The 23653-nt window shown below is 41.3% G+C and carries 20 protein-coding genes and 2 pseudogenes; 12 read left to right on the top strand and 10 right to left on the bottom strand.

Going from position 1 to position 23653, the window contains the following annotated elements; genetic code table 11:
• Window positions 1–689: 689 nt before the first annotated feature.
• Entirely contained in the window at window positions 690–1049 is a 360-nt protein-coding gene (locus tag ACFFAP_RS02760; RefSeq protein ID WP_375509784.1) for an NAD(P)H-quinone oxidoreductase subunit M, read from the bottom strand.
• An 873-nt stretch (window positions 1050–1922) separates the two neighbouring features.
• Between ACFFAP_RS02760 and ACFFAP_RS02755 the strand changes: the two genes are divergently transcribed.
• Entirely contained in the window at window positions 1923–2207 is a 285-nt protein-coding gene (locus tag ACFFAP_RS02755; RefSeq protein WP_118166493.1) for an Npun_R1517 family heterocyst differentiation transcriptional regulator, read from the top strand.
• A 591-nt stretch (window positions 2208–2798) separates the two neighbouring features.
• Here the strand turns inward: ACFFAP_RS02755 and ACFFAP_RS02750 are convergent.
• The 3 genes from ACFFAP_RS02750 to ACFFAP_RS02740 are packed head-to-tail and all read right to left on the bottom strand — an operon-like array spanning window position 2799 to window position 5175.
• Window positions 2799–3494, bottom strand: a complete 696-nt coding sequence (locus tag ACFFAP_RS02750; RefSeq protein ID WP_118166491.1) for a response regulator transcription factor — start codon at window positions 3492–3494, stop codon at window positions 2799–2801.
• Complete coding sequence (ltrA, locus tag ACFFAP_RS02745; RefSeq protein WP_375509783.1) at window positions 3495–4991, bottom strand: group II intron reverse transcriptase/maturase; 1497 nt, start codon at window positions 4989–4991, stop codon at window positions 3495–3497.
• Between the two features lie 46 nt (window positions 4992–5037).
• Window positions 5038–5175: a hypothetical protein gene (locus ACFFAP_RS02740; RefSeq protein WP_375509782.1), complete on the bottom strand. Its 138-nt coding sequence runs from the start codon at window positions 5173–5175 to the stop codon at window positions 5038–5040.
• A gap of 562 nt (window positions 5176–5737) precedes the next feature.
• On the opposite strand from ACFFAP_RS02740, the gene ACFFAP_RS02735 reads away from it, so the two are divergent.
• Both ACFFAP_RS02735 and ACFFAP_RS02730 read left to right on the top strand, forming a co-directional pair.
• Window positions 5738–6037 (top strand): transposase, encoded by a 300-nt coding sequence (locus tag ACFFAP_RS02735; RefSeq protein ID WP_375509781.1) that lies wholly within the window; start codon window positions 5738–5740, stop codon window positions 6035–6037.
• A 588-nt stretch (window positions 6038–6625) separates the two neighbouring features.
• Complete coding sequence (locus tag ACFFAP_RS02730) at window positions 6626–6970, top strand: hypothetical protein (protein WP_375509780.1); 345 nt, start codon at window positions 6626–6628, stop codon at window positions 6968–6970.
• A gap of 126 nt (window positions 6971–7096) precedes the next feature.
• On the opposite strand, the gene ACFFAP_RS02725 is transcribed toward ACFFAP_RS02730, so the two are convergent.
• The 3 genes from ACFFAP_RS02725 to ctpB form a co-directional block, all read right to left on the bottom strand.
• Window positions 7097–9082, bottom strand: a complete 1986-nt coding sequence (locus ACFFAP_RS02725) for a putative bifunctional diguanylate cyclase/phosphodiesterase (RefSeq protein WP_375509779.1) — start codon at window positions 9080–9082, stop codon at window positions 7097–7099.
• Between the two features lie 651 nt (window positions 9083–9733).
• Window positions 9734–10723, bottom strand: a complete 990-nt coding sequence (locus ACFFAP_RS02720; RefSeq protein WP_375509778.1) for a glycosyltransferase — start codon at window positions 10721–10723, stop codon at window positions 9734–9736.
• 142 nt (window positions 10724–10865) lie between these two features.
• The gene (gene ctpB, locus ACFFAP_RS02715) at window positions 10866–12206 is read right to left on the bottom strand and encodes a carboxyl-terminal processing protease CtpB (RefSeq protein ID WP_375509777.1); all 1341 of its coding nucleotides are present in this window, start codon (window positions 12204–12206) and stop codon (window positions 10866–10868) included.
• A gap of 309 nt (window positions 12207–12515) precedes the next feature.
• Between ctpB and ACFFAP_RS02710 the strand changes: the two genes are divergently transcribed.
• Entirely contained in the window at window positions 12516–13214 is a 699-nt protein-coding gene (locus ACFFAP_RS02710) for a YdcF family protein (protein ID WP_375509776.1), read from the top strand.
• 148 nt (window positions 13215–13362) lie between these two features.
• Here ACFFAP_RS02710 and ACFFAP_RS02705 read toward each other — a convergent pair whose 3' ends face one another.
• The gene (locus tag ACFFAP_RS02705) at window positions 13363–13542 is read right to left on the bottom strand and encodes a type II toxin-antitoxin system Phd/YefM family antitoxin (RefSeq protein WP_375509808.1); all 180 of its coding nucleotides are present in this window, start codon (window positions 13540–13542) and stop codon (window positions 13363–13365) included.
• Here ACFFAP_RS02705 and ACFFAP_RS02700 point away from each other — a divergent pair.
• Entirely contained in the window at window positions 13456–13803 is a 348-nt protein-coding gene (locus ACFFAP_RS02700) for a hypothetical protein (RefSeq protein WP_375509775.1), read from the top strand. The two genes, ACFFAP_RS02705 and ACFFAP_RS02700, sit on opposite strands and share 87 nt — an antisense overlap.
• 194 nt (window positions 13804–13997) lie before the next feature.
• Here ACFFAP_RS02700 and ACFFAP_RS02695 read toward each other — a convergent pair whose 3' ends face one another.
• Window positions 13998–15200 carry a 3-dehydroquinate synthase gene (locus ACFFAP_RS02695; protein WP_375509774.1) on the bottom strand — a complete coding sequence of 401 codons (1203 nt, stop codon included), beginning with the start codon at window positions 15198–15200 and terminating at the stop codon, window positions 13998–14000.
• A 479-nt stretch (window positions 15201–15679) separates the two neighbouring features.
• Between ACFFAP_RS02695 and ACFFAP_RS02690 the strand changes: the two genes are divergently transcribed.
• The 5 genes from ACFFAP_RS02690 to ACFFAP_RS02670 all read left to right on the top strand — a co-directional run bounded on the left by ACFFAP_RS02690 (window position 15680) and on the right by ACFFAP_RS02670 (window position 21626).
• A complete protein-coding gene (locus ACFFAP_RS02690) occupies window positions 15680–16561 on the top strand; it encodes an EboA family metabolite traffic protein (protein ID WP_375509773.1) in 882 nt (293 codons plus the stop codon).
• 83 nt (window positions 16562–16644) lie between these two features.
• A complete protein-coding gene (locus ACFFAP_RS02685; protein ID WP_375509772.1) occupies window positions 16645–17553 on the top strand; it encodes a TatD family hydrolase in 909 nt (302 codons plus the stop codon).
• Between the two features lie 249 nt (window positions 17554–17802).
• Entirely contained in the window at window positions 17803–18735 is a 933-nt protein-coding gene (eboC, locus tag ACFFAP_RS02680) for a UbiA-like protein EboC (protein WP_375509771.1), read from the top strand.
• Between the two features lie 146 nt (window positions 18736–18881).
• Entirely contained in the window at window positions 18882–20099 is a 1218-nt protein-coding gene (gene eboE / locus ACFFAP_RS02675; RefSeq protein ID WP_375509770.1) for a metabolite traffic protein EboE, read from the top strand.
• Window positions 20100–20252: 153 nt separating this feature from the next.
• Window positions 20253–21626, top strand: a complete 1374-nt coding sequence (locus ACFFAP_RS02670) for an alkaline phosphatase family protein (RefSeq protein ID WP_375509769.1) — start codon at window positions 20253–20255, stop codon at window positions 21624–21626.
• A gap of 236 nt (window positions 21627–21862) precedes the next feature.
• Here the strand turns inward: ACFFAP_RS02670 and ACFFAP_RS02665 are convergent, their stop codons facing one another.
• Window positions 21863–22294 carry a hypothetical protein gene (locus ACFFAP_RS02665; protein WP_375509768.1) on the bottom strand — a complete coding sequence of 144 codons (432 nt, stop codon included), beginning with the start codon at window positions 22292–22294 and terminating at the stop codon, window positions 21863–21865.
• A 338-nt stretch (window positions 22295–22632) separates the two neighbouring features.
• On the opposite strand from ACFFAP_RS02665, the pseudogene psbQ reads away from it, so the two are divergent.
• Window positions 22633–23109: pseudogene (gene psbQ / locus ACFFAP_RS02660) on the top strand (photosystem II protein PsbQ); the annotation flags it as partial.
• Between the two features lie 133 nt (window positions 23110–23242).
• Window positions 23243–23599, top strand: a pseudogene (locus ACFFAP_RS02655) (NAD(P)/FAD-dependent oxidoreductase); the annotation flags it as partial.
• Window positions 23600–23653: the final 54 nt, after the last annotated feature.

Genomic DNA, 23653 nt, shown 5'->3' with positions numbered 1-23653 from the left:
TCGCCAAAGCAACGAACTCCAACCCTGTTAGCAAAGCATAACCCAAGCATAACTGCGCTATTTGCTTTTGCTGAATTACCCCATCATCAAGAGGCAGATAATCTTGGTATTTATTTAGTTTATAAGTAGGATAGCAACAATTAACTTTAATTAAGAATTAAGATAACTTAATATACTTTTGGCGAAAGTCAGTCAGTAAGAATCAATCAAACTGGGTTAAGTAATCTAAAAAATCTTTAAATTAGTTTGTATTGTATCCCTTTGGGGATCTTGCTGGGCGTAGTGTCTGGGAGAGAGGACTAAAGTCCTCAAATGTTCGCGTAGCGTCTTGTAGAGAGGGCTGGAGCCGCTCACTACAAACCTTTAATTATTTACGCCGCTCTACTTACCTGGCGAATGAAGTGGCTTTAAAAATCTCGTAATCTCGTTTCCAGTTTCTCAGAAGGAAATGCTCTTTGGGGAGACGGCAAAGCCTGACAGAGGGCAAAATAGCTGTAAGTTGGCACAGAAAGGTTAAGCTGACTTTTCACGGTATCTGGAAAACCTCTCTCTAACTCTCTCCTACAAGGAGATAGACTTTTAATTTTCCCCCTTCCCGCGTCGGGAAGGGGGTTAGGTTTTTCGTGAACTTTTCCAGATGGATCTGAAAAGTCAGAAAGGTTCAGCCAGATCGCTACCAACTCATTCGCTTATTTTTTGTCGTCAATTGCAACTTGGGGGACTCCCATGCTGTAGTTGGTAACGCGGGCAGAGAGATTGTAGCTGATTTCGCCAAGTTGCAGGAGCGATCGCAGATAATGCTCTAAGTCTGACCCAACACGGCGCAAGTTATAGTCTGTGAGGTCTGCGCCGCTAGATGCTTCTACTAGTTCATCAAATTTTCGATAAACTTTTTGCAGCACATCTTCATTCCAGTTAAATTCGTTATCTGGGTCAATATCTAACGTTAAGACCTGTTCACTGGGAACCAGATCGCCATCCCGGTCAATTTCGCCTGCAAAAATGCGGACATGCCGGGTTGTGGACTTGAGCAGCATCGGGTTATCCATAAAAGGGTGTAAGATTTGGGTGGATTACACTGAAATTATTGTAAACGCTATATTCAAGCTTAAATGCTCTCAATTTACAAGCTTTGAACGCAGTTTCAAAAGGGTATATTGAATGGGCATAAGTAAAAATATCACCTGTACTGATTAACTTACTACTTCTGTTAGGAGTTGAAGACACAATTAGTAGCTAGTACTGACAGTAGTCCAATTATTTTCCTGTAAAAATTACTGTGGAGAATGTTTTTTTTGACGTATGCAAACAAGTCAAAGCGGTGTGCTAATCTTACCTACTGCTAATATTTTCGTACTCATGAAGCCTAAAAGCCAGTAGGGTGAAGCACTCACCAGGAATAATTTGATCTGTGTACATTTTTTTCTGGAGAACAAAAGTTTTTACCTTAATAATTATGCCGATCAATTTCTTCGGAATTTTCTATTGCAAAAAACGTACATCAAGTAATTTTACTGAATAGCGCTACATCGACCTCTGGCTTTAATAAGTTCCAAAAAATTAAGCGATTTTACTTACGTATAAACACCAAAATTCAAGTAACAAGTCAAACTGTTATTGACGTTAACATAAAGTTGATGTAAAAAGCTTTAAAAAGACCGGACAACTTCTTACAGAAACTTTATTGTGTAGAATCTTAAAAACTGAATAATAGTTATGGCTTACCATAAGCTACATCTGGCACAGTCACATCAAAATCTAGCTTGAAAATAAAACACAGGAGACTGAAATGGAATACAAAGGTGATTGATGAAGAAAAATTCTTAATTCAAGCACTTTAGATTCAAAGAAGATATAAAGAATTTTGCTGGGCATCTACCTCCTTACCCTCATGACCACCAAGTAAAGGAATCTCAATAGCTATGAACTCCAAAGCATTACCACGCCAGATAAATAATCTCGAAGTAGGTGTTTATGAGTGCGAAATCCATCTCAAATTCCGGTTGATTGAGGAAAAGAGTCTATTGGGCGATCGCGAACAACTGTTACAGGTATTACTTGATGCCTTGACCGAGGGTTCTGATGACTTTCTAGAGACGCTGCAAGCGTCCGTTAAAGCGCAGGAAGTGTCCGAGTTCAAAGCCTCACCTCAAATGCGACGCCAACTGATGCGCTTGCGTAATGCTGCTGAAAATCCCCAGCCTTAAAGGTGTAATTTAAGTAGCCAAAAAACATGAATTGGGCATCAAATCAAATGTTGATCGCATGGCCCCGTTGCAATAAAAACTAAGTCGCAAGTAGAATTCATAAAATATTGTGATTTCTCCTTTGTGAAAGTCTTATTTAGCAGCACAGAGTCCCAGGAACAGTTTCCTCTATTAAAAACTTTGTAGCAAAGGATACTGGTAGAATATAATAGTAAATTCAGCCGGGTGCATTTTACCGAGTTTTTATAAAAACATTGCAGGAACAAGAAAATTCTGTGTCTTTACAGATGGGGAATTGGACAAAAGGCGCGAATTCAATGAAAACCTAAAAGGCCAAAGTTAAAATAAATAACCTTCCTTTTAGCTTTTTACTTTAACTAAGTGCCTGATTTGCTGAAATACTTTTGTTTTATCTATTACTGGTAATAGGTCATGGTTTAGCAGCCAGTTACCTATTGCCAATTACCCACAAGAAGAGGGCAGGGGGAGAAATCAATTCAAAATTCAAAATTCAAACATTTTAGAACTTCTGCCTTCTGCAAGAACTGCAAGAACTGCCTCCTCTTTCCCAATTCCCAATTCAAAAACTGTCTATTTTGCAAGACCGTGTTCTAGGGCGAAACGAACTAACTCTGTACGGCTATTGGTGCCAGTTTTACTAAACAAACGGCTGACGTATTTTTCTACATTGCGGACGCTGGTTTCTAAGCGACGGGCGATTTCTTTGTTCATTAACCCTTCAGCGACCAAGTTCAAAACACTTTGTTCTCTAGGAGTCAAATCAATTTTGAAAGGGGCTGGCGATTGGGAAATGGCATTTCTTTGAGTTAACAATGCCTTAATTTGGGCAATCTGATTGGCTAGTTCAGCAAGATCAGGGGTTTCAACGTCATCTCCTGTAGTTGCAGCCTTAGCAGCACGGCGGGCTAGCAAATTTTCGACTATAGCCACTAACTCATCTGGATCGAAGGGTTTGGGTAGATAGGCATCGACACCAGCATGATACCCTTGGATGCGATCGCCTGTCATGCCTTTAGCAGTTAAAAATACTACCGGTAGCGCTTGGAAGCGGGGGTCTTCTCGCAGTTGCTTCAGGAACTGATAGCCATCCACCTGAGGCATCATGACATCAGAAATCACTAAGTCAGGTGTATTCATCTGCATCCATTCCCAACCTTCAAGGGCGTTACTGGCGACTTGAACGCTGAAACCGCTCTCTTGCAAATAGTCTTTCACGGCTTCCCGTATCCCTGGTTCATCATCTACCAGTAACAATTGTGCTGACATTTAAAATTCCCTTAAGTTTACCTTTTTCCAATTTAGCGAAAAAGGACTGGCTTCGCCTTTAACCTTCACATATCGCCTGATTTCTGTGGCGCTATGTTTTAGAAGTTGCATTGGGTTTTTACCCTCCTGCGGAGTTGCAAATACCCAGTTATCCCCGTCAATGGTTTGCCAGTATTTATTGGCTACCCATTTACCTGACTTATTCGGATGTCTTCTTTTGCCCCAGCTTTTTATCTTCCGGTACACTTTCATGTCTAGCTCGGAATACGTTTCCTTGCTGACTACTGTGCTGAAATAATTAGCCCATCCAGTGATGACTGGATTCAAGTGGGCTATCAGTGCCGCTTGAGGGGCGGATTTATGCTGTTCTATTATTCCGGCAATTTGTTCGTAATGCACCTTGACCTTTTCTTTGCTGGGGGTGATCAGCGTCTTAAAACCAAGGGATTTCCCATTTGTATTACAACCTGTGTTGTATTTGCTTACTGGGTACTGCCTGACGTTAAACCCCAGGAAATTAAACCCCGCTTCTTGCCCTTCGTATTTATTCAGAGTATGGACTAGGCGCGTTTTACTTGGTTTAAGTTCAAGTCCCATGCCATTTAACCACTCGGCGATGATTGCTTTACATCTTTGGACAACGGTTATGTTTTCGTGCAGTATCACGAAGTCATCGGCGTAACGGATCAAACTTAAGGCATTGCGATTTTCTCGTTTTTTGCCTGGTAACGTTTCTGCTACCTGTTTTATCCGTTCCTCCATCCCGTGAAGGGCAATATTTGCTAGGAGTGGTGAAATAACACCCCCCTGTGGAGTACCCTCAGATGTGGGGAACAACTCTTTGCCATCCATCACTCCTGATTTGAGCCAAGCTTTTATCTGGCGTTTTAGGGTAGGGAATGTGTTTAGCTTTCTAAGAAGTTCCTTGTGGTTGATTTTGTCGAAGCATTTAGCAATGTCAGCATCTAGCACATATTTGTCTTTACACTTGATTGCCTTGAATATTGCATCGATAGCATCATGGCAGGAACGTCCTGGTCGGAAGCCATAGGAGTTGGGTTCAAATCGTGCTTCCCATTCCGGCTCAAGCGCTAATTTGACTAACGCCTGAGTAGCTCTGTCGTACATCGTGGGAATGCCTAGTGGACGTTTTTCTTCCGTTCCTGGCTTTGGTATCCATACCCGTCTTGTGGGTTTGGACTTCTTTTTTAGTTCAAGATTTCCTACCAGGGCTAGCCTTTGTATGGGCGTTAACGCTTTTACCCCGTCTATCCCGGCTGTCTTTTTACCCTGGTTATCTTGAGTCACGCGACGTACAGCCAGCATTCTTCCAGACCAAGACCTCATCAACATTTTCTGGAGTCTGCGAACTGCTTTAGTATCACCACGACTAGAGGCTTGGAATATTCGTTTTTGCAGCTTATAAACTCGGCGTTCCAGCTTACGCCAGTTCACCTTGTTCCATTCCACCGTAGTTTTGACACTCGTTTTAGACATATTTACTGCTACTTGAGACTATTCCTTCCTTACTACCGTGAGTCCGTCAGCATATACGGGTCATTACAACCACGTCCTTCGCTTCTGACTCAATCCCGCCCAGCCGTAGCATCCGGTTAGCACCTACTTCTGGTATCGACCCCCAAAAGAGCAGACGGCGGGTTACTTCGTTCCGAATGACCATGCTATGAACCTTTAGAATTCCACTTTCCACCGGGTTTGTTTTAGAGAGGTTGTAGGTCAAAACCTCGAATTGCCTACCTTTTATCCTTTGCCTTTTGGCTCCAGCGTTTTCAATCCTTTTCGCTGGTTGCATCTCACGATGGTTCAGTCGTGGTTTAGGTGTAATACCTTATTCATGGGTTCTTTGCTTGCCCCGCACTACCTTGGATTAGGAGTGTGGAGGGGCTTTCATCCCCGCTTCAGGCTTTGATGGCTAGTCTCAAACCTGGGGGAAGTGCTTTCACCTGACCTCTACAGGGGAGGGATTCACACCCTCATGGTCATTCAGTTGTCAAGGTTCGGTTCCAACCAATACAGGAGGTTGGTTTCCCTTGCGGATAATCCCTACCTCTTTCTAAGTATTTATACTCAACGAATCGCACCAAGGTGCTGATGCTTACAATCTCAGCTTAAGCCTTGTGAGCTTTCTTACAATTGCCCCCCACTTTTAAAACATCCTCTCAGGATGTACATACGCAATGTGTATCTGGGATGAAAGCATACTCCACTGATCTTCGCCAAAAGTGATTGATGCGTATAAAAATCAAGAAGGTTCTCAAAGACACCTGGCAAAAAGATTTAGTGTAAGTTTAACGTTTATCCAGAAGCTAATAAAGCGATATCGAGTTAGTAAGACAGTTGAGCCGAAGGCACATGGTGGCGGTAATACGGCTAAACTCAACAGCGAACAGATAGGATTGATAGTGACTTTGGTGGAAGAAGATAATGATGCAATTTTAGTTGAGTTGTGCGAACGATTAGAGGAGCGAATAGGTGTCAAAGTTAGCCGAGCTACAATGGGTGTGGTCAAAAGTAGTTGGTAGATGAGCAATTGCTATGGTGAGGAAAGCTATCTAGTGATAATTTCAAAAACTTGATTCCACCGTCTAAAAGAGATGGTTGGAACCGAATTTTAGTAGAATTAGATGGTTGTCAGATTCGTACTGGCATCTGTGTCCCAAGCGAACAAAAAGAATTAACTCCCATTCGCTGAATACTTAATTTGCTAACACTTCAGTATTATAGCGATCGCTCATCTACCAACTACTTTTGACTACACCCCATAGCACCCTAGAATTCTTATACATAAATGCTTAAAGGTAAAGACGTACAATTTTTCCATTTGAGCTGACAAAGTGACCTCTACAGAACTCATAAAATTCTCATCGCCTAACCCGCATTTCTCACAAGTCCCGCGATCGCTTTTTCATTTCCCCTACAACAAGCCTTCATTGAATAAGTTAAAGATATTACCTTAAAAAATCCAGTACTTGGATTTTTGATTAACTCAAAATTGATGGTTGCGTGTAGCGCAACCGTCAACTTGTGATGGCGATCGCATGAATCGACGGAAGCAAAAAAATCTAAAATTTCATAAACCGCAACTTGGGTAAATACAGATTGCAAGTGACATGAAGTATGGGGTTACTCTGAGCAATGGGAATTTCAACTACTATGATATCGCTAATGGTCTATGGGATAGTGGTTTAGCTAATACACAAGATATCACCAGAGAACTCCAAAATCTTGGAGCCAATGCAGTTGACACAGCTCAGGTACTTCACTATCAGCTTGGTTCTTCATTGGAGGTAATAGCAGATGCGTTGGATGATGGTGCAACCTTCAGCTACAGAGATGTCGCCGACGGTATTTGGAATAGTGGACACGGGTTTAATACAGGAAAATTAGCTAAACTATTGCGAGATGAGGGAGCTAGTTGGGATGTTGCTGTAGCGGCAATTGATGCTGTAACGTGAAAATTGCAACCCGCAGATCCCCGACTTTGTAAAAGTTGTCGGGGATCTTGTTTCTCAGCAATGATTCAGGATTGCTCTGATAATACAATAAGCATCATTATCAATTACAAATTAGTTAAATACCCCTTACCACTGAGGATTTTCCATAATTAATGCTTCTGCTGCTGAACTATTTAATGGAACAGAGAAAAAATTTCCCTGGGCATATTCACAGTTCAACTTTCTTAGAAGTGCTAATTGCTCTTTTGTCTCTACTCCTTCGGCTAGCACATCCACACCTAGTTTGTGTGCCAATGTGATAATTATCTCAATAATTTCTAAATTTTTACTGTTAGTGGACATCGGGCTGATGAAAGAACGGTCAATCTTCAATACACTAATCGGAAAGTTATAAAGACGACCTAATGAGGAGTAGCCCGTACCAAAGTCATCAATTGATAACTCAATGCTCATTTCTCGAAGTTGTAAAAGTACCGCAGTTGCCTTATCGCCATTTTCCACAATTACGCTTTCAGTAATCTCTAGCACTAGAGTGCCAGCATCAAGACCAGTTGAACGCAAAATTTGCCCAATCTGATCAATCAAATCCGGCTGGGAAAATTGCTTTAGGGAGAGATTGACACTGATTTTCTCTAGTAAGTTGGAATGATGACACATCCGCCAAGCTTGCATTTGGCGGCAGGCTTCATGCAACGCCCAGTTGCCAATAGAGAAAATTATTCCAGTTTCTTCTGCCAGGGGAATAAAATCTGCTGGATTAAGCAAACCACGCTCTGGATGCTGCCAGCGCAACAGAGCCTCAAAACCTAAAATAGAGCCTTTGGTGAGCGAAACAATCGGTTGGTAATAAACTCGAAACTCAAGGCGTTCAATTCCTCGGCGCAACTGGGCCTCTAACTGCAATTTCGCCAGAACATTAGCATACATATCTGAGTTGAATAGCTCATAACGCGCTCTGCCCAACATCTTGGCTCGGTACATTGCTGTATCAGCATCCCTCAACAGGTCTTCTGGCTGTTCATAGTCTACTGTCGAACTCAACGCAATACCAATACTTGCCGTTGTGAACATTTCTTGTCCGTCAAGCTCAAAGGGTAACGCTAGTTCCTGTTGAATCCGCTCAACCGCTTTGATGGCGTCTGACACATCTTGGATTCCTTCAAGCAGGATTGTAAATTCGTCTCCCCCAAGCCGTGCAGCTGTATCTATGGAGCGTACACATAGTTCTAGCTTACTTGCAATAGCAAGCAGAAATTGGTCTGCTTTTATGTGTCCCAGACTGTCATTGATCAGCTTAAATCGATCTAGATCGATAAATAGTACAGCAAATAGATAATCTGAATGCCGTTTTGAATAATCGATTGCACGTCTTAGGCGGTTCATAAATGCAACGCGGTTCGGCAAACCCGTCAGTGCATCGTGAAACGCAAGGTGCAGCAATTGTGATTCGACTCGTTTACGCTCTGTAATTTCAGTTAGCAATTTCTGATTTACTTTTACAAGTTCCGCTGTCCGTTCTGCTACTCGTATTTCTAAGTCATCGTAATCTTGGTGCAACATTTCTTCAGCTTGTTTGCGTTCACTGATTTTGCACAGCAGCCAACGCCAGCCAACCTGCTTCCTCTGTAAGTCGTACACCGCAGACGCCTTAATCATAGCAGGGAAAGGCTCTCCTCGCCGTGGTTGTAGGTTAATTTCCCAGTTCAGTAGCTCCTGGAAATTGTTCATCTGAAGGCTAAAGGACTGGCGGTCTTGTTGAGCAATAAAAAGAATTAATGGTTTACCTACTAGATACTTTTGATGGACACTGAGCAAGGTTGCTGCTGCATGGTTAGCCTCTTGGATTGTCCCTACGGCATTAGTTACCAAATAACCATCTGGAGCGAACTCAAACAAATCTTGGTAATGCTGACGCTCTTTTTCTACTGCTGCTCGTGTTACCTCTAACTCCTGGGAGGCTGTCAATAGTTCTTCCATTGCGGTGTGGAGTTCCTCGAAAGCCTCTGTTATTATCTCTTCTTGTGAGTTTGCCTTAGTTCCATTGCATTGTAATAGTTTCTGTATCTGTAAGCGCAATTTTTCTATCTGTTGGCTAAATCCATCCACATTCATATTGCTCAACTCACAAAACTATCAAGCGTAGTTGTAAAGTAACTAACCCCATGTCTTCCTGAAAACTTTAGACTTTATTAAGCACGGGAGGATCGGATTACTTGAAAGAGCGGATACGTTATAAATAAATATCGCATAACTTGTTTTCTTGATTTACTAACTTGTCTATCAATGATCGCAGAGCAATAAAATTTGTCCACGCTCAAATCAATTCTTCGCACTATTCAGTGCCACAAACTTGTCTATTAATGACTAAAGTACTAAGTTGGAAAAAGTCCCACCTTCTGAAATTTTTATTTTATTAAATACAACTTATTAAAATTAAAATTATACAAATAATAGTGTATTTGCTATGCCTCTGTTTTTTAAATAGTTCTTAAGATATATTCAATTTTGTGATGTTAACAAAAGAATATGGCTTTCAGGTGATGCTTTTAGGCGGACAAGAGCCTTTTTTATTATTTAGCTGCCTAGTGGCATGAGATACTATAGAATGCCATACAGAACTGGAGCATTCCAATGCAAAAAAATAAATGCGAAGGACTAGAAGGTTAGGTAAAGGTGAGTTTGTGAGCCAGCGACTTATAGAATGAGGGGCATTTTGCACTCTCTACAGAACTGACTGCTCATATTCCAGCCCCCTAGTATTGTCTAGAACCGATCAATTATCTTGGCATTTTCTGGCAACTTGGCGTCTCTTTGCCCAGCAGTACGCGCCCTGGCTGTGAACAAACCAATGGGAGTACTTAATAAATCTACAAGGGTGGCTTGACCCGCGATGCCTGCGGCGGGCTGCGCTAACGCCTTTTTCATATCTCTTGGTATTTCCTTCACTAACCAACGTGCCAAACGATAACCGCATTCTTTAAGTGTAATTTCTCGCATCAAATCTACACCGTGCAGTTCGTGCAGATAGCGATTTGAGCGTCCATAGCGCCGCCATTGACTTTGCAGTTCTTTAAGTGTGGTGCGGTGGCGGTGCTGAACGATCGCATTCGGGGCAAATTTCAAACGCCCGATGTTTTGGGCCAAAATCCGCCAGCAAATATCGGCATCGCCACCACTGGTAAGATAGGGACGAAATAAACCCGCTTTTTCTAAGGCAATGCGTCGAATCGCTAAATTAGCGGTTTGACCATAGGGACGAAAGGAATGGTTAAGGGTATGCTTTTGCGACAAAGTTTCTTGACGATCTGCGTGCTGTTCTAGCAGAGTTGTGCCTGGTAGTGCCAAAATTTCACCAGCGACAATTACCACTTCTTTGTTGACAAAAGGCTGAATTAATGTATTTAACCATTGCGGTTGTGGACGGCAATCAGCATCGGTAAAAACGATAATTTCACCCGTAGCGGCGCGAATCGCAGTATTACGAGCAGCATAAGAGCTTTGAATTTGGTTTTCGCTCAATGGGCGGATTGTAATTGGGCAATTTTCGGCAGATGTTTTAAGGATGGTGAGAGTGCGATCGCTACTATTATTGTCCACCAACAAGTACTCTACCCGGTCTTTCGGGTAAGTTTGAGACAACAGACAATTGATTAACTCTGGTAAATCGGCCTCACCGTTATAAATAGGAACAACCACCGACACCATTGGTAAAAAACTGGTGGCGGTGGTTGCATCAACTGGCTGATGATTCATAAATCTGAGATTTTAGAGATGGGATTACTAACTAGTATTCCCAATCCAAAATCCTGGAACGGTATATCAAGCAGTTTTCATAACTCCAAAAATCTGGATTTGGGAATACTACTATATAAACACCTGGAAACAAATCACTCACCTAAAATTTTAGGTTATCGGCGCGGCTCATGGGTCGAGTGGGCTGATTTGCTGGCGGTTGGGCAAAGTTGTGATTTGATAAAATTGCGATCGCACGGGCATATTGTGGATCGCTCTTAGTTCCGATTAAATCTGGATTAGAAGCCAACTGCCGCTCTTGTGCCTCTGTCAAGTCTAGCTTGATATCTGGGGCAATCCCTTTATGGTTAATATCTGTTCCCGCCGGGGTGTAGTAATGGGCAATGGTAACTGCCAAGCCGGAACCATCTGCGAGTTCATGAACTGACTGCACTAAGGCTTTACCAAAGGTTTGACCACCTACGACTACCGCCCGCTTATTATCCTTGAGTGCCCCTGTGAGGATTTCGCTAGCACTAGCTGAATTACCATCCACTAAGACCGCCAAAGGACGATTTGTTAGAGCAGTGCGATTGGCTTTAGTTTCCTCAGTGCCGCCCACACGGTCTACTGTCTTGACAATTCCGCCGTCATTATACCACATCCGGGCAATTTCAATGCTCGCCTGTAACAACCCGCCAGGATTTCCCCGCAAATCCAAGACATAAGAATCAACTTTCTTAGTGTTCAAATCGCGGATGGCTCGTTGCATTTGGTCTGCGGCGTGAGCGCTAAATTCCCGCAAACGGATATAGCCAACGCGGCGATTCCCTTCTTGCTTGAGGGTATAACGTACCGTTGGCACTTCAATACTTGCTCTTGTCAGCTTCAAATCAAAAGCATTTTGCCCCGCCCGTCCCAGCTTTAACTTGATGGGAGTACCCGCTTTGCCACGAATTAGCTTAGAAGCATCATCCACCTTCATTTTGAGAGTGGGTTTGCCGTCAATGGCCAAAATTTCATCGCCTGCTTTAATCCCAGCTTTCAGCGCCGGAGAATTTTCTATGGCTTCGACAACAGTGAGGCGCTGAGTTTTTTCGTTCACTTCCATCCGAATGCCAATACCAGAGACTTCCCCAGATGTTTGGCTAGTCAGGGCTTCAAACTGTTTGGGATCCATGAATCGAGTGTAAGGATCTCCCAACTTTTGTAAAGCTTCGCGGATGGCAGCATAAGCTTCTTCCCGAGAAGAATAGTCTTTGCTCAACAGGCTTTGCCTGGTTGCTTGCCAATCTTGTTGATTAAATTTGCCATCAACATATTCATGATTCACCAGTTGCCATACTTGGTCAACTATCACTTTCGGGCTGTCTTGTAGGGCTAGAGCGGCACGGACACCACGAGTCCAAGCGGTGCCGAATAAAGACATAGTAGCAGTAGTGGCGATCGCTCCACCAATCAAGGCTACTTGGAGCGGCGAGTAACTTTTCGCAGATTGGTTCATGTATATTAGCTGGAATAATTGTGTTATTGACAGTTTAGCAATCAGGCTTTCGAGAAATTTTTAAGTTTTTATACCCCAAATTAAGCTCTGCTCCCTTCATCATTTTTATCGTTGAATGATGCTGAAAATATTGCATTATTAACAACCATTTCTCAGTTTGTTAGCCTTCTCCGGAAGGCTCTACTGAACATGTGACACTTTAATCAGCGTCATTTTTGTACTTATTCATTACTTTTATAAGATAGCACTTTGAGCGCCCAATTGCAGTACTGTTATACTGCCATTAAATCAGCTTTTCTTACCTAAGTCATGAAACGTAAATTTACCATCAAATCGTTAATTTCTATTAAAAAGCTTTTTGCTAATCTGTGGCAATCGTTACAAAAACTAACTGGTGGATTGTACTTTGTTTTGGGCACTTGGCTGATTTTTACCACTATAACCTTAGTTTTTGCTTCTTCGCAGCCAGTAGATGCCTTCTTGGTGCTTGGTGGCAGTATTCGTCGAGAAACTTATGTTGCCCAACAAGCAAAACAATACCCGCAAACCCCAATTTTAATTTCTCATGGTTCCCCAGATCCCTGTATATGGTTAATTTTTCAAGCGGAATTAGCAAGTTTACAAAACGTTTGGTTAGAAAACTGCGCCAATTCTACCTTTGAAAATTTTTATTATGGTATTCCAATTTTGCGACGTTGGGGAGTGCATAAAGTCATGTTGATTTCCTCACCAAGCCACTTACCCAGAGCCAAATGGATGGCACAGATTCTCTTAGGCGCTCATGGTATTTGGGTAGAGACAGAGATTGTTGAGGAGTTGGGTGTTCCTGGTAATCGTGAATCTTGGGTCAAAACTGGATTAGATGTAACACGCAGCTTATTTTGGGCAATTTTAAGTCAAATTATTCAACCGCAATGCTCAAATGTAACAAGGCTTGCCGAAGTAGATATGCAAGCTTGGGAGAATCAAGGTTTTCATTGTGAACACCAAGGGGGGTTGAAGAGATAACTTACTCGTAATGCGTCCACATGCGAATCATCTTGACTATTTGCTCAGATTCGATGACCTCATATCAACCTCTAACTCGCTCCTTCGGGGTTTAGAAGTGGCTCCTCAGATGCTCGCTGACTCACCAATCCAACTCCCCATCACATTCTTAGATCGGGGTTGCTAGTCCTTCTTTTATAGATTCTCGCATTCCAGGGATAGATAATAAGTAAAGAGTCTCCTGAATTGCAGACCAATCTTTTTGGGCAAGCAGAATCGCATTACTGCGATCGCCTCGAATGATTACAGGTTTACCCTGCTCTGCAACGTGGTCGATATTAAAGGCGATCCAGATAAATTATTAGAATACTGTCTACCAAGTACTACCTTACAATCAATCTCTCATATCTTAATATCTAATAAAAATGGAGATATTGAGTTTATGGGACAAGAAGCTGCTTATGAACTAGCACTCGTACTGGGTATTGATGAATATAGAGCAATAAATGAATACAGTTATTTTGAATATCGTAACCTTTATAATGATATAGATTCAGATATAGAAAACGCTAGAAATTTTTTATTCGTTATAAATTATTTTATTGATTAGTTATTAAGCTTCTTTCTTCTTATTAGAGAACATTGTGCAAAAAAAATGGTGCTTGTAGATGACGCGATTGCCGTAATACCCGTAATACCTATCGCCTTTAACTTTACAAGCACCTTACTAATTTTTTAATGTATGTCTCATGCGACTAGTTTCGTCGATTTCCAGGCGTTCTGCTGATCCTATCCAAGAGAAAATTAATGCAAAAATTCCCAATCTTGCAGCATCAAAATAGCATCTTTATATAAAGACAAATCCACCTGATGAACTTCTATTCCCTGCCCGATTCCTTGTAGAAGGGTGATTGTTAAATTTCCTCCTAAGTGTTCACGGAACTCGGTAAGCCCCCTAAATAGACAATGCGGATGATCAAGTTGATCTAATTGTTCTGTCAGTGCCGATACGTACAAGGTAAAGCCTAGTTTCTTGAGTGTACTTAGAACCCTTTGCCACTCAGATTGTAAGAGTTGACCTGTTAAATATGAATAGGTCGTATCTAAAGCAATTCCGATCGCTACAGATTCACCATGACGTAGGCTGTAATTAGTTAAATGCTCTAGTTTGTGAGCAGCCCAGTGTCCAAAATCCAAAGGACGCGATGAACCCATTTCAAAGGGGTCGCCGCTACCAGCAATATGCTCTAAGTGCAACTGAGAACAGCGATAGATCAGCCTTTCCATTATGTCCATGTCTCGATTAGCCAATTTATCGGCATTAGTCATAATGAAATTGAAGAAATCTCCATCTTTAATCAGCGCTACTTTCACCGCTTCTGCAATACCCGATCGCCAATCTCGATCGTTAAGGCTAGTAAGAAAATCAAAGTCATTCAAGACAGCATAAGGTGGCATGAATGTACCCAAAAAGTTTTTCTTGCCGAAGGCATTGATTCCGTTCTTTACCCCTACCCCCGAATCGTTTTGCCCTAATACTGTTGTCGGTACTCGGAGCAGCCGAATTCCTCGGTGAGCCGTTGTTGCTGCGTATCCTGCCATGTCTAGGACAGCTCCACCTCCAATTGCTAAGACGTAGGAGTGACGGCACAATCCAGCTGCATTGATCTGCTGATGAATTCGCTCTATAAATCTAGAATCGTTTTTGACTGCTTCTCCACCCGGAACTACTATCGGCTCACCAGTCAGTGTTAGTACATCTTCATAATACTGAGCGTAAACTGATAATTTTTTTAGCAACCCATCCTGATACTGTAAAAATCCTGCATCTACCACTACTAGCACTTGTTTTGGGGCTGTCTCCCCATCTGCGGCGATCGCTTGTGCGAGTAAAGGATTATCTAACTCAAACAGACCTCTAGTAAAGTGAACATCATAATTAAAGGTCACGCGAACACATTGGTTAATTGGTTGAAGATTAAAAACGGTTTTTTGTTGAATAGCCATCGGAATATTATTACTTATTAAGTAAGTGTCAATATATGCAGTGCTACAATTAAAATTGATAGTACATTAGAAAATAAACTTCTTGAAAAGCTCAAATTTAAAATGATTGATTATCTATCAAAAGTGAGCTAATAAGTTTATCGTAATTTTGAAAATTTTTACTTTCAATATAGAAATTTTAAAATTACATTTATTAAAAACTTTATTGATGCCTAGAGTTGATGATTTAAGATTGCCTATGAATCTCATTCTTACATTAAATTCTAATTTTATTCCGTAAGAAAATTTGAGCCTTTACCTAATCGAAATGGTATCTTTACAGTATCTTATTGAAAGTCAGGATATTTTTATAGATTCAGTGAAGTTCTGATTTCAGTAGTATATTATCTAGCTACTTGAATCCAAAAGTATCAAGTTTAGTGCTAGATTTTATACTTAGTTGTCACAAAAAAGTTGGGCAATTTCTCCTGAAATTCATCATGAGTAAAGTAAACAAGTTACTGCATCACTGGCTGTTAAAGTCTGTTTCAGAGAAAGCTTTTGCTTGGCTAGAACACAAACAGGCACAGATTGCTAGCGGCGCTGCTGAAAGAGTGTTTTTTACGGCTTTTAGTGCTGTGCCGCGTTATCTAGGTAAACAGGATTTGCAGCTAACATTCCAGGACTTGGAAGCAGCAGAGGATGTGATTCCCGGTTGGTATCCTGGTCATTGGAGTGTAGATCAGGCAGGTCGTACACTCTTGCTTTTAGCTTTGTCCGATGATGATGCTGAGGGCTATGTGCGATCGCTTGATAAATTCTTCTCCACTGCTGATATGGGGGAGTTAGTTGTCCTTTATCAAAGTTTGCCGTTATTACCACATCCAGAGTTACATCGCCATCGCGCTGCTGAGGGAATTCGCAGCAATATGAGTAATGTATTCCAAGCCATAGCACTACGAAACCCTTATCCAGCAGATTATTTAGATAATGCTGCTTGGAATCAGATGGTGCTGAAGGCTGTGTTTGTCGGCAGTCCGTTACATCTAATTTGGGGACTCGATCGGCGTGCTAACCCAGAATTGGCGAGAATGTTAGCAGACTATGCCCATGAACGTTGGGCAGCTAAACGCTCAGTTACGCCAGAACTTTGGCGACCGCTAGGGCGGTTTGCAGATAGTGCAATCATCACAGATTTGGAAAAAGTACTGGCTAATGGGGATATACACGAGCAAGAAGCAGCAGCGTTAGCTTGTGCTGAGTCTCCTTTACCCCAAGCACAAGCATTACTTTGCCGTTACCCAGATTTACAGTCATCCATTCAACAAGGTAATCTGACTTGGAGCAGTTTTAGCCGCGATGCCTGCGGCGAGCTGCGCTAACGCCTCTTTGTTTACAAATAAAAGGGACTAAGTTTTCCAAGTACCTAATCCCTAATAAAATTTATTGCTCATTAAACCACACTATGATGTTTATCGATCCTCACATTCACATGTGTTCGCGTACTACTTACGATTACTTAGTAATGCGGGAATATGGCATTGTCGCCGTTATTGAACCAGCCTTTTGGTTAGGACAACCGCGAACGAACGCTGGCACATTCAAAGACTACTTCAGCAGTCTTGTGGGCTGGGAACGGTTTCGTGCTAGTCAATTTGGCATCCAACATTACTGCACAATTGGCCTAAATCCGAAAGAAGCTAACAACGAGGCACTAGCAGCAGAAGTTATAGAACTGATACCACTTTATGCCTGTAAAGAGGGAGTTGTTGCCATTGGTGAAATTGGCTACGACGATATGACAGAAGCTGAAGATAAGTACTTTTGTCAACAGTTAGCATTAGCCAAAGAACTCGATATGTTGGTGCTAATTCATACGCCTCATCGCAATAAAAAGACGGGTGCTAGTAGGAGTATGGATCGCTGTATTGAATATGGCTTAGATCCCTCACAAGTAATTATTGACCATAACAACGAGGAAACCGTTGAGGAAGTATTAGGACGGGGTTTTTGGGCAGCTTTTACAATTTATCCACAGACGAAGATGGGTAACGCCAGGATGGTAGAAGTTGTCCGTAAGTATGGACGCGATCGCATCATTGTAGATAGTAGCGCTGATTGGGGTATCAGCGATCCTTTGGCAGTCCCAAAAACGGCTCAGTTAATGTTAGATAGGGGTATTCCTGAAGAACATGTGCGAGCAGTTTGTTATGAAAACGCCCTAACTGCTTACAGTCAAACTGGGCAGATGAAAGCATCAGACTGGCTTAATCCTCAATCTGTTGATCAACGTCAGATGTTCAATGGTAATTCTGTGTTGCGGGGACAAGAACCAGGAATCAAATCAGTTTCAGATTATGTGTTGATTGAGTAGAAAATTGAGAGTTGGGAGTGGGGAGTGGGGACTGGGGAAGATAAATTTTCATCCTGATACCAATTCTTTATGAAACTGCACAAAATCAAGCTTGGTGAGACTTTGGGCTTGAGCAAATTGTTAGGGAGCAACCTCAGATGTAATCGGTATGAGTTGTGAATGATAGTTAATGGGTGTTTATTACATAAATATCTGATTCAATTTTAATATGCGTTTTTTTGAGAAATTACTAGGCGAGGAGGTAGATAAGTGAATGTTGCAAGCTTAAATTTTCAAGGCTGGCGGGGTTATCTGGAATTGATGCGTCCTGCTAATATTGTTACTGCTTGGGCGGATATTCTTGTTGGCTTTGCTGCTTCTGGCGCTGGGATTATTTTTGCTCAATTAATCAATGGAGAAGCAAGTTTTGCCATACTAATTCCATTAGCTTGGTTGTTGTTAGCTACAACTGGTTTATACGGCGGTGGTATAGTTTTTAATGATGTTTTTGATGCTGAATTAGATGCAAAAGAGCGACCAAATAGAGCAATTCCCAGTGGTCGTGTATCTCGTCAAAATGCTACTTTATTGGGGAGTATACTGTTTGCGATCGGGATTATAGCTGCTTTCCAAGTATCGTTGTTGAGTGCTGCGATCGCTATATTTATCACTCTTTCATGCCTACTGTATAACTCACTCGCCAAACATCATCCTTTTTTTGGCCCTTTAAATATGGGTTTGTGTCGTGGCAGTAATTTATTATTAGGTGTAAGTGCTGTACCCGCAATGATAGGAGAACGTTGGTATTTAGCGCTGATTCCTGTTTTTTACATTGCTGCTATTACCGCAATTAGTCAGGGTGAAGTTCACGGAGGTAAGAAGATTACAGGAGTACTAGCATTACTGCTGATTACAATAGTTTTGACGGCAGTTTTAGCTTTAGGATTATTAGGAGAGTATACAGCGATCGCAGCACTACCATTTGCTGTTTTATTAGCTATCAGAGTCTTGCCTAATTTTATCAAAGCTGCCCGTGAACCAGTAGCCGAAAATATCCGAAATGCCGTGAAAATAGGCGTCTTATCTCTAATAGTTTTAGATGCAACTGTTGCATCTGGTTTTGCTGGTTTATATTACGGTTTATTCGTTCTAATTTTGCTACCATTTTCGATAAAGTTAGCAAAAGTATTTGCCGTTACTTAAATTTGAATGTATACACCCAGTAATATCATGAATCAGCTGTATGGGCGTATAGATGTGCGCCCATAACAATGAATATGTGACAGGTATTTTGTGAAATAGTATAAGCCCAAAAAATAGATTACATATACAAGGGATTAAACTAGAAAATGAAAATTACAAAAAACAATAATCACTTAACTTATTGCAGCAATATTCACCCTGGTGAAAGTTGGCTAGAGGTTTTCACAAATTTAGATAAATATGTTCTCAATCTCAAGTCACGTTTATCACCAACAGCACCTTTTGGTATTGGTTTAAGATTAGCAGATGCAGCGGCCAAAGAACTGTTACAAAATAATAACTTGGCTCAATTCCAAGCGTGGCTTAGTCAAGAAGATTTATACGTTTTCACCTTAAATGGATTTCCTTATGGCGGATTCCATCGACAGGTAGTGAAAGACCAAGTTTATGCACCCGATTGGTCTACACAAGAACGGGTAAATTATACATTAAACTTGGCACAAATTTTAGCTACTCTGTTGCCAGAAGGACTGGATGGCGGAATTTCTACGCTGCCATTATCCTATAAACCTTGGTGGGAAAAAGACCAAGGAACTTTCGAGACAGTTCTGAAAAAGAGTTGTTTGAATATAGCATCAGTAGTTTTAGAAATGATTCGCATCTGCGAAGAAACAGGAAAGATACTCCATATTGATTTAGAACCTGAGCCTGATGGGTTAATTGAAAATACCTCAGAAGTAATTGATTTCTATCAAAATTGGTTATTACCAATTGGCGGGAATTACTTATCAGAGAAATTAAATATTGAACAGAATATAGCAGAAAGTAAATTGCTAGAACACGTTCGTATTTGCTATGACACGTGCCATTTTTCAGTTGAATATGAGGAACCAAAATCTGTATTTGCGCGTTTTCAATCGGCAGGAATTAAAATTGGCAAAATTCAAATCAGCGCCGCAATTAAAGTAAAAATACCTGCTGATGTTGAGAAGCGTAGTTTGATAGTTGAACGCTTACGTCCTTTTGCTGAATCTACTTATCTTCATCAGGTAATAGAACGTCGCAGTGATGGTAGACTCCATCACTATCCTGACTTAATAACTGCATTACCGCATTTAGAACAATCTATAGCTGAAGAATGGCGTATCCACTTTCATGTGCCAATTTTTATTCATGATTATCAAATTTTGCAGTCTACCCAAGATGACATTGCTACTGTTTTACATCTGCTTAAAACAAACAATGCTTGCTCACATTTAGAAATTGAGACTTACACTTGGGATGTATTACCAGCAGAAATGAAAATAGATTTGCTAACTTCTATTCAACGGGAATATGAGTGGGTATTAAAAAATAGTTTGTAATTTCTAATCCTTCGGATACGCTCAGTAAAAGTTCGTAATTCGTAATTAATAAATTAAGATTTAAACTGAATTTTATAGTTTAAATCTGTAGAGATGCCTTATGGTGCGTTTCTACTTAATTTTTCAATTTTGTATTAAGAGAGGATTAAGTTTATGCAGAAAACGGTTGTTCTAAATGTTGTCGGATTAACGCCTAGCTTACTAGGAGAAAACACGCCGTTTTTATCTTCTTGGGCTGCAAAAGGGCAAGTAGTCCCGATCGCAACAGTTTTACCTGCTGTAACTTGTTCTGTTCAGGCTACTTATTTGACAGGAAAATTGCCAGATGAACATGGAATTGTCGCTAATGGTTGGTACTTCCGCGATGAATGCGAAGTGAAGTTTTGGCGACAATCTAATAAACTAGTACAGGCTCCCAAAGTTTGGGAAATAGCTAAATCAATTGACCCGAATTTCACTTGTGCCAACCTTTTTTGGTGGTACAATATGTATTCTTCAGTAGATTATGCCATTACGCCGCGCCCGATGTATCCCGCAGATGGGAGAAAATTACCTGATATTTATACCCATCCTAATGATGTGCGATCGCAAATTCAATCTGATTTAGGAAACTTCCCTTTGTTCGATTTCTGGGGGCCAAAAACTTCTATTAGTTCTAGTCAATGGATTGCCAATTCGGCAAAATGGATTGAGGAACGTTACAGCCCTACATTATCACTGGTTTATCTACCACATTTAGATTACTGTCTGCAACGATTTGGTCATGATGAAACACACATCCAAGCTGATTTGCGAGAAATTGATGCTGTTTGTGGCGATTTAATTAAATATTATCAAGCACGTAATACTCAAGTAATTATTCTTTCTGAGTATGGTATTACCCCAGTCTCTAAAGCTGTGGATATCAACCGGGTACTACGGGAAAATGGTTTAATAGCTGTGCGGGAAGAATTGGGGCGAGAACTGCTCGATTTTGGTGCTAGCATTGCCTTTGCTGTTGCCGATCATCAAATTGCTCATGTTTATGTGAATGATCCAGCATATATCCCGAAAGTGCGATCGCTTTTAGAAGCGACTGAAGGCGTAGCCCAGGTATTGGATGAAGAGGGTAAGCAAACCTACCATATTGCTCATCCTAGATCGGGAGAGTTGGTGGCGATCGCCGGGTCTGACGCTTGGTTTACCTATTATTATTGGCTCGATGATGCAAAAGCGCCTGATTTTGCTAGAACTGTAGATATCCACCGTAAACCTGGTTACGATCCTGTAGAGCTTTTCCTTGATCCGCAGATAAAATTTCCTCAAGGAAAAATTGCTTTGAAGCTACTTAAAAAACAACTGGGTTTTCGCTATTTAATGGACGTGATTCCTCTGGATGCTTCCCTTATAAGTGGCTCTCACGGTCACATTACCACTTCTTTTGCCGAAGGGCCTCTATTTATCACTCATCAAACTCACCTAGTTGATAAAAATCAAATTGAGGCGACAGATATTTGCTCGTTGATTCTCAAACATTTAAATACCTGAAATCAAAATTGGTAGTAGAGACGTGATATATCGCGTCTCTATCTCTGTACAGTGACAAATTAAATGGCGTTGAGACAAATTCGTGTCATCAAGCTGAACCTTACTCACTTTAGGCTTGCAACAATTTGTGTTGATGCTACCTGTAAATTTCCCGTGCTAATTCTAGGCTGAACGCTGGAAAGTCCAGAATTCACACTTTTGATCACACAAAGCAAGACACAGCGACAAATAAAAAGTCACTGTACGGTTGATTTATTAAAAACTTCTAAAATCTGTCGGCAAATCTGTTTGAGCTTATCCTCGATTTCACCAGAAGGCGAAGACGCGCCGACAATACTCCAGTTTTCTACCGTAGAAAGTCGCCACGCTTCGCCGCGATGATCAAATCCAGCTACCTCCACGCCGATCGCACGGCGGGAATTATTGATGGGATCTTGATAAAATCGGATTTGAATTAAAATACTGCGACTTCGCCAAGATTTGCTGATACCAGGAAAGTGAAAGCCAATATCTATAGAGTCTGGATCGACTAACTCCCTAGTTTCCGGATCATTCTTCCAGGGTTTGAGATCAGATTTGGCATCAGGAAACTCGAATTTGAACAAATTAACCACCGTAGCAATGTTGCTGGCGAGTTCAAGGTTCGTTGCCTGTTCAGCTGCGTTCACTAAAAAAAACTCCTATATTGCGTCGGCATCTTCCGGGATGTGAAGACAGAAAAACCGCCAGAAGGCTTATATTATTGGTGTTTCAGCTTATCAAGACCTTTGAGATTTAGCAACTCTAAATCATACTTCCCTAATAATTTTAGTTACTAACAGAAGCCAAAAATTCCTTCTTGTTGGGACTGCCTAACACCTATTAAGTAATTGTACTTAAAAATTCTTAAAAAGCAGATGAAACTCTGCCGTTTGTAAAAAATATCGAGATTTTCTGCAAAATCCTTGGCTGATAAGAACGATAAATTACGCTGGCGATCTAAAATGACACTGTTAATCAGCAAAAAAACAGTAATCAAGTTCAATGTATGGTGCGTCAACGCTCGATTTTTTCATTTTTCCTAGTATTATTGGCCACATTCCTAATTAGTTGTGGTGGCCCTGGTGTTGCGGTAGCACCTCCGACTTATACAGCAACACAACTTGAAAGAATTCAGGCTTATGTTCCTGAAATTCAGGCTGTGCGCGATCGCTCACAAGAGTTGAAAACCCTGATCCAAAGAGGTGATTGGATTAATGTGCGTAACTTTATACATGGCCCCATAACAGAAGCAAGGCTGAATCTGACTTATGTCACTCCCAATCTTCTGCCCAAAGACCAACCCCCAGCACGTCAAATAACGCGAGATTTGTTTAACGACCTAGTTAAACTTGATAAAGCTACTAGTGCTGGCAATCCTCAAGTTGCCCTAAGTAACTCCCAAGCTGCTTTCGCAGACATTGACAAATTCCTCGATCTGCTTCCTAAGAAAGAAGAGAGTTAAAAGTTAGAGACGCGATTAATCGCGTCTGTACAAGAGTTAGGAGTTAGAGACGCGATTAATCGCGTTTGTACAGGAGTTAAGAATTTTAAATTTTTAACTCCTCACTTCTAACTTCTCATTTAAAGCACAAGTTATGAATGTAGTTATTATCGGTTGCGGTGTAGTTGGGGCTGCGATCGCCTATGAACTCAGTCAAGTAAAAGGGCTGAAAATCACAGTTTGCGATCGGCAACCACCAGCACAAGCTTCTACGGGCGCTGCACTTGGCGTTTTGATGGGCGTAATCAGCCAAAAAATCAAGGGCAAAGCTTGGCAGATGCGACAAACTAGCATCCAACGCTATGAGACTTTGATTCCTGAACTAGAAGCTTTAACAGGTCGCAAAATCCCTTTTAATCGCCAGGGAATTCTCAGTGTTGGTTTGGAAGAGGAGAATTTTGCAGCATGGGAAAAACTTGTAGAAGTTCGCCACTCTCAAGGCTGGCACTTAGGTGCGATTCGTTGCTTAGTAAATCACGGTAATCAGCCCGTACATAACTAAGCC

It is taken from the genome of uncultured Nostoc sp., assembly GCF_964245575.1.
GTDB lineage: Bacteria > Cyanobacteriota > Cyanobacteriia > Cyanobacteriales > Nostocaceae > Nostoc.
Note: the sequence above shows the minus strand (reverse complement) of the source record. Positions and strands in the feature narration are given on the sequence as shown.

Excerpts from the sequence above, each read along its gene's own strand:
- ACFFAP_RS02760 (WP_375509784.1), bottom strand. The coding sequence starts at position 1,049 with ATGGATAACCCGATGCTGCTCAAGTCCACAACCCGGCATGTCCGCATT.
- ACFFAP_RS02755 (WP_118166493.1), top strand. The coding sequence starts at position 1,923 with ATGAACTCCAAAGCATTACCACGCCAGATAAATAATCTCGAAGTAGGT.
- ACFFAP_RS02750 (WP_118166491.1), bottom strand. The coding sequence starts at position 3,494 with ATGTCAGCACAATTGTTACTGGTAGATGATGAACCAGGGATACGGGAA.
- ltrA (WP_375509783.1), bottom strand. The coding sequence starts at position 4,991 with ATGTCTAAAACGAGTGTCAAAACTACGGTGGAATGGAACAAGGTGAAC.
- ACFFAP_RS02740 (WP_375509782.1), bottom strand. The coding sequence starts at position 5,175 with ATGGTCATTCGGAACGAAGTAACCCGCCGTCTGCTCTTTTGGGGGTCG.
- ACFFAP_RS02730 (WP_375509780.1), top strand. The coding sequence starts at position 6,626 with ATGAAGTATGGGGTTACTCTGAGCAATGGGAATTTCAACTACTATGAT.
- ACFFAP_RS02725 (WP_375509779.1), bottom strand. The coding sequence starts at position 9,082 with ATGAATGTGGATGGATTTAGCCAACAGATAGAAAAATTGCGCTTACAG.
- ACFFAP_RS02720 (WP_375509778.1), bottom strand. The coding sequence starts at position 10,723 with ATGAATCATCAGCCAGTTGATGCAACCACCGCCACCAGTTTTTTACCA.
- ctpB (WP_375509777.1), bottom strand. The coding sequence starts at position 12,206 with ATGAACCAATCTGCGAAAAGTTACTCGCCGCTCCAAGTAGCCTTGATT.
- ACFFAP_RS02710 (WP_375509776.1), top strand. The coding sequence starts at position 12,516 with ATGAAACGTAAATTTACCATCAAATCGTTAATTTCTATTAAAAAGCTT.
- ACFFAP_RS02695 (WP_375509774.1), bottom strand. The coding sequence starts at position 15,200 with ATGGCTATTCAACAAAAAACCGTTTTTAATCTTCAACCAATTAACCAA.
- ACFFAP_RS02690 (WP_375509773.1), top strand. The coding sequence starts at position 15,680 with ATGAGTAAAGTAAACAAGTTACTGCATCACTGGCTGTTAAAGTCTGTT.
- ACFFAP_RS02685 (WP_375509772.1), top strand. The coding sequence starts at position 16,645 with ATGATGTTTATCGATCCTCACATTCACATGTGTTCGCGTACTACTTAC.
- eboE (WP_375509770.1), top strand. The coding sequence starts at position 18,882 with ATGAAAATTACAAAAAACAATAATCACTTAACTTATTGCAGCAATATT.
- ACFFAP_RS02670 (WP_375509769.1), top strand. The coding sequence starts at position 20,253 with ATGCAGAAAACGGTTGTTCTAAATGTTGTCGGATTAACGCCTAGCTTA.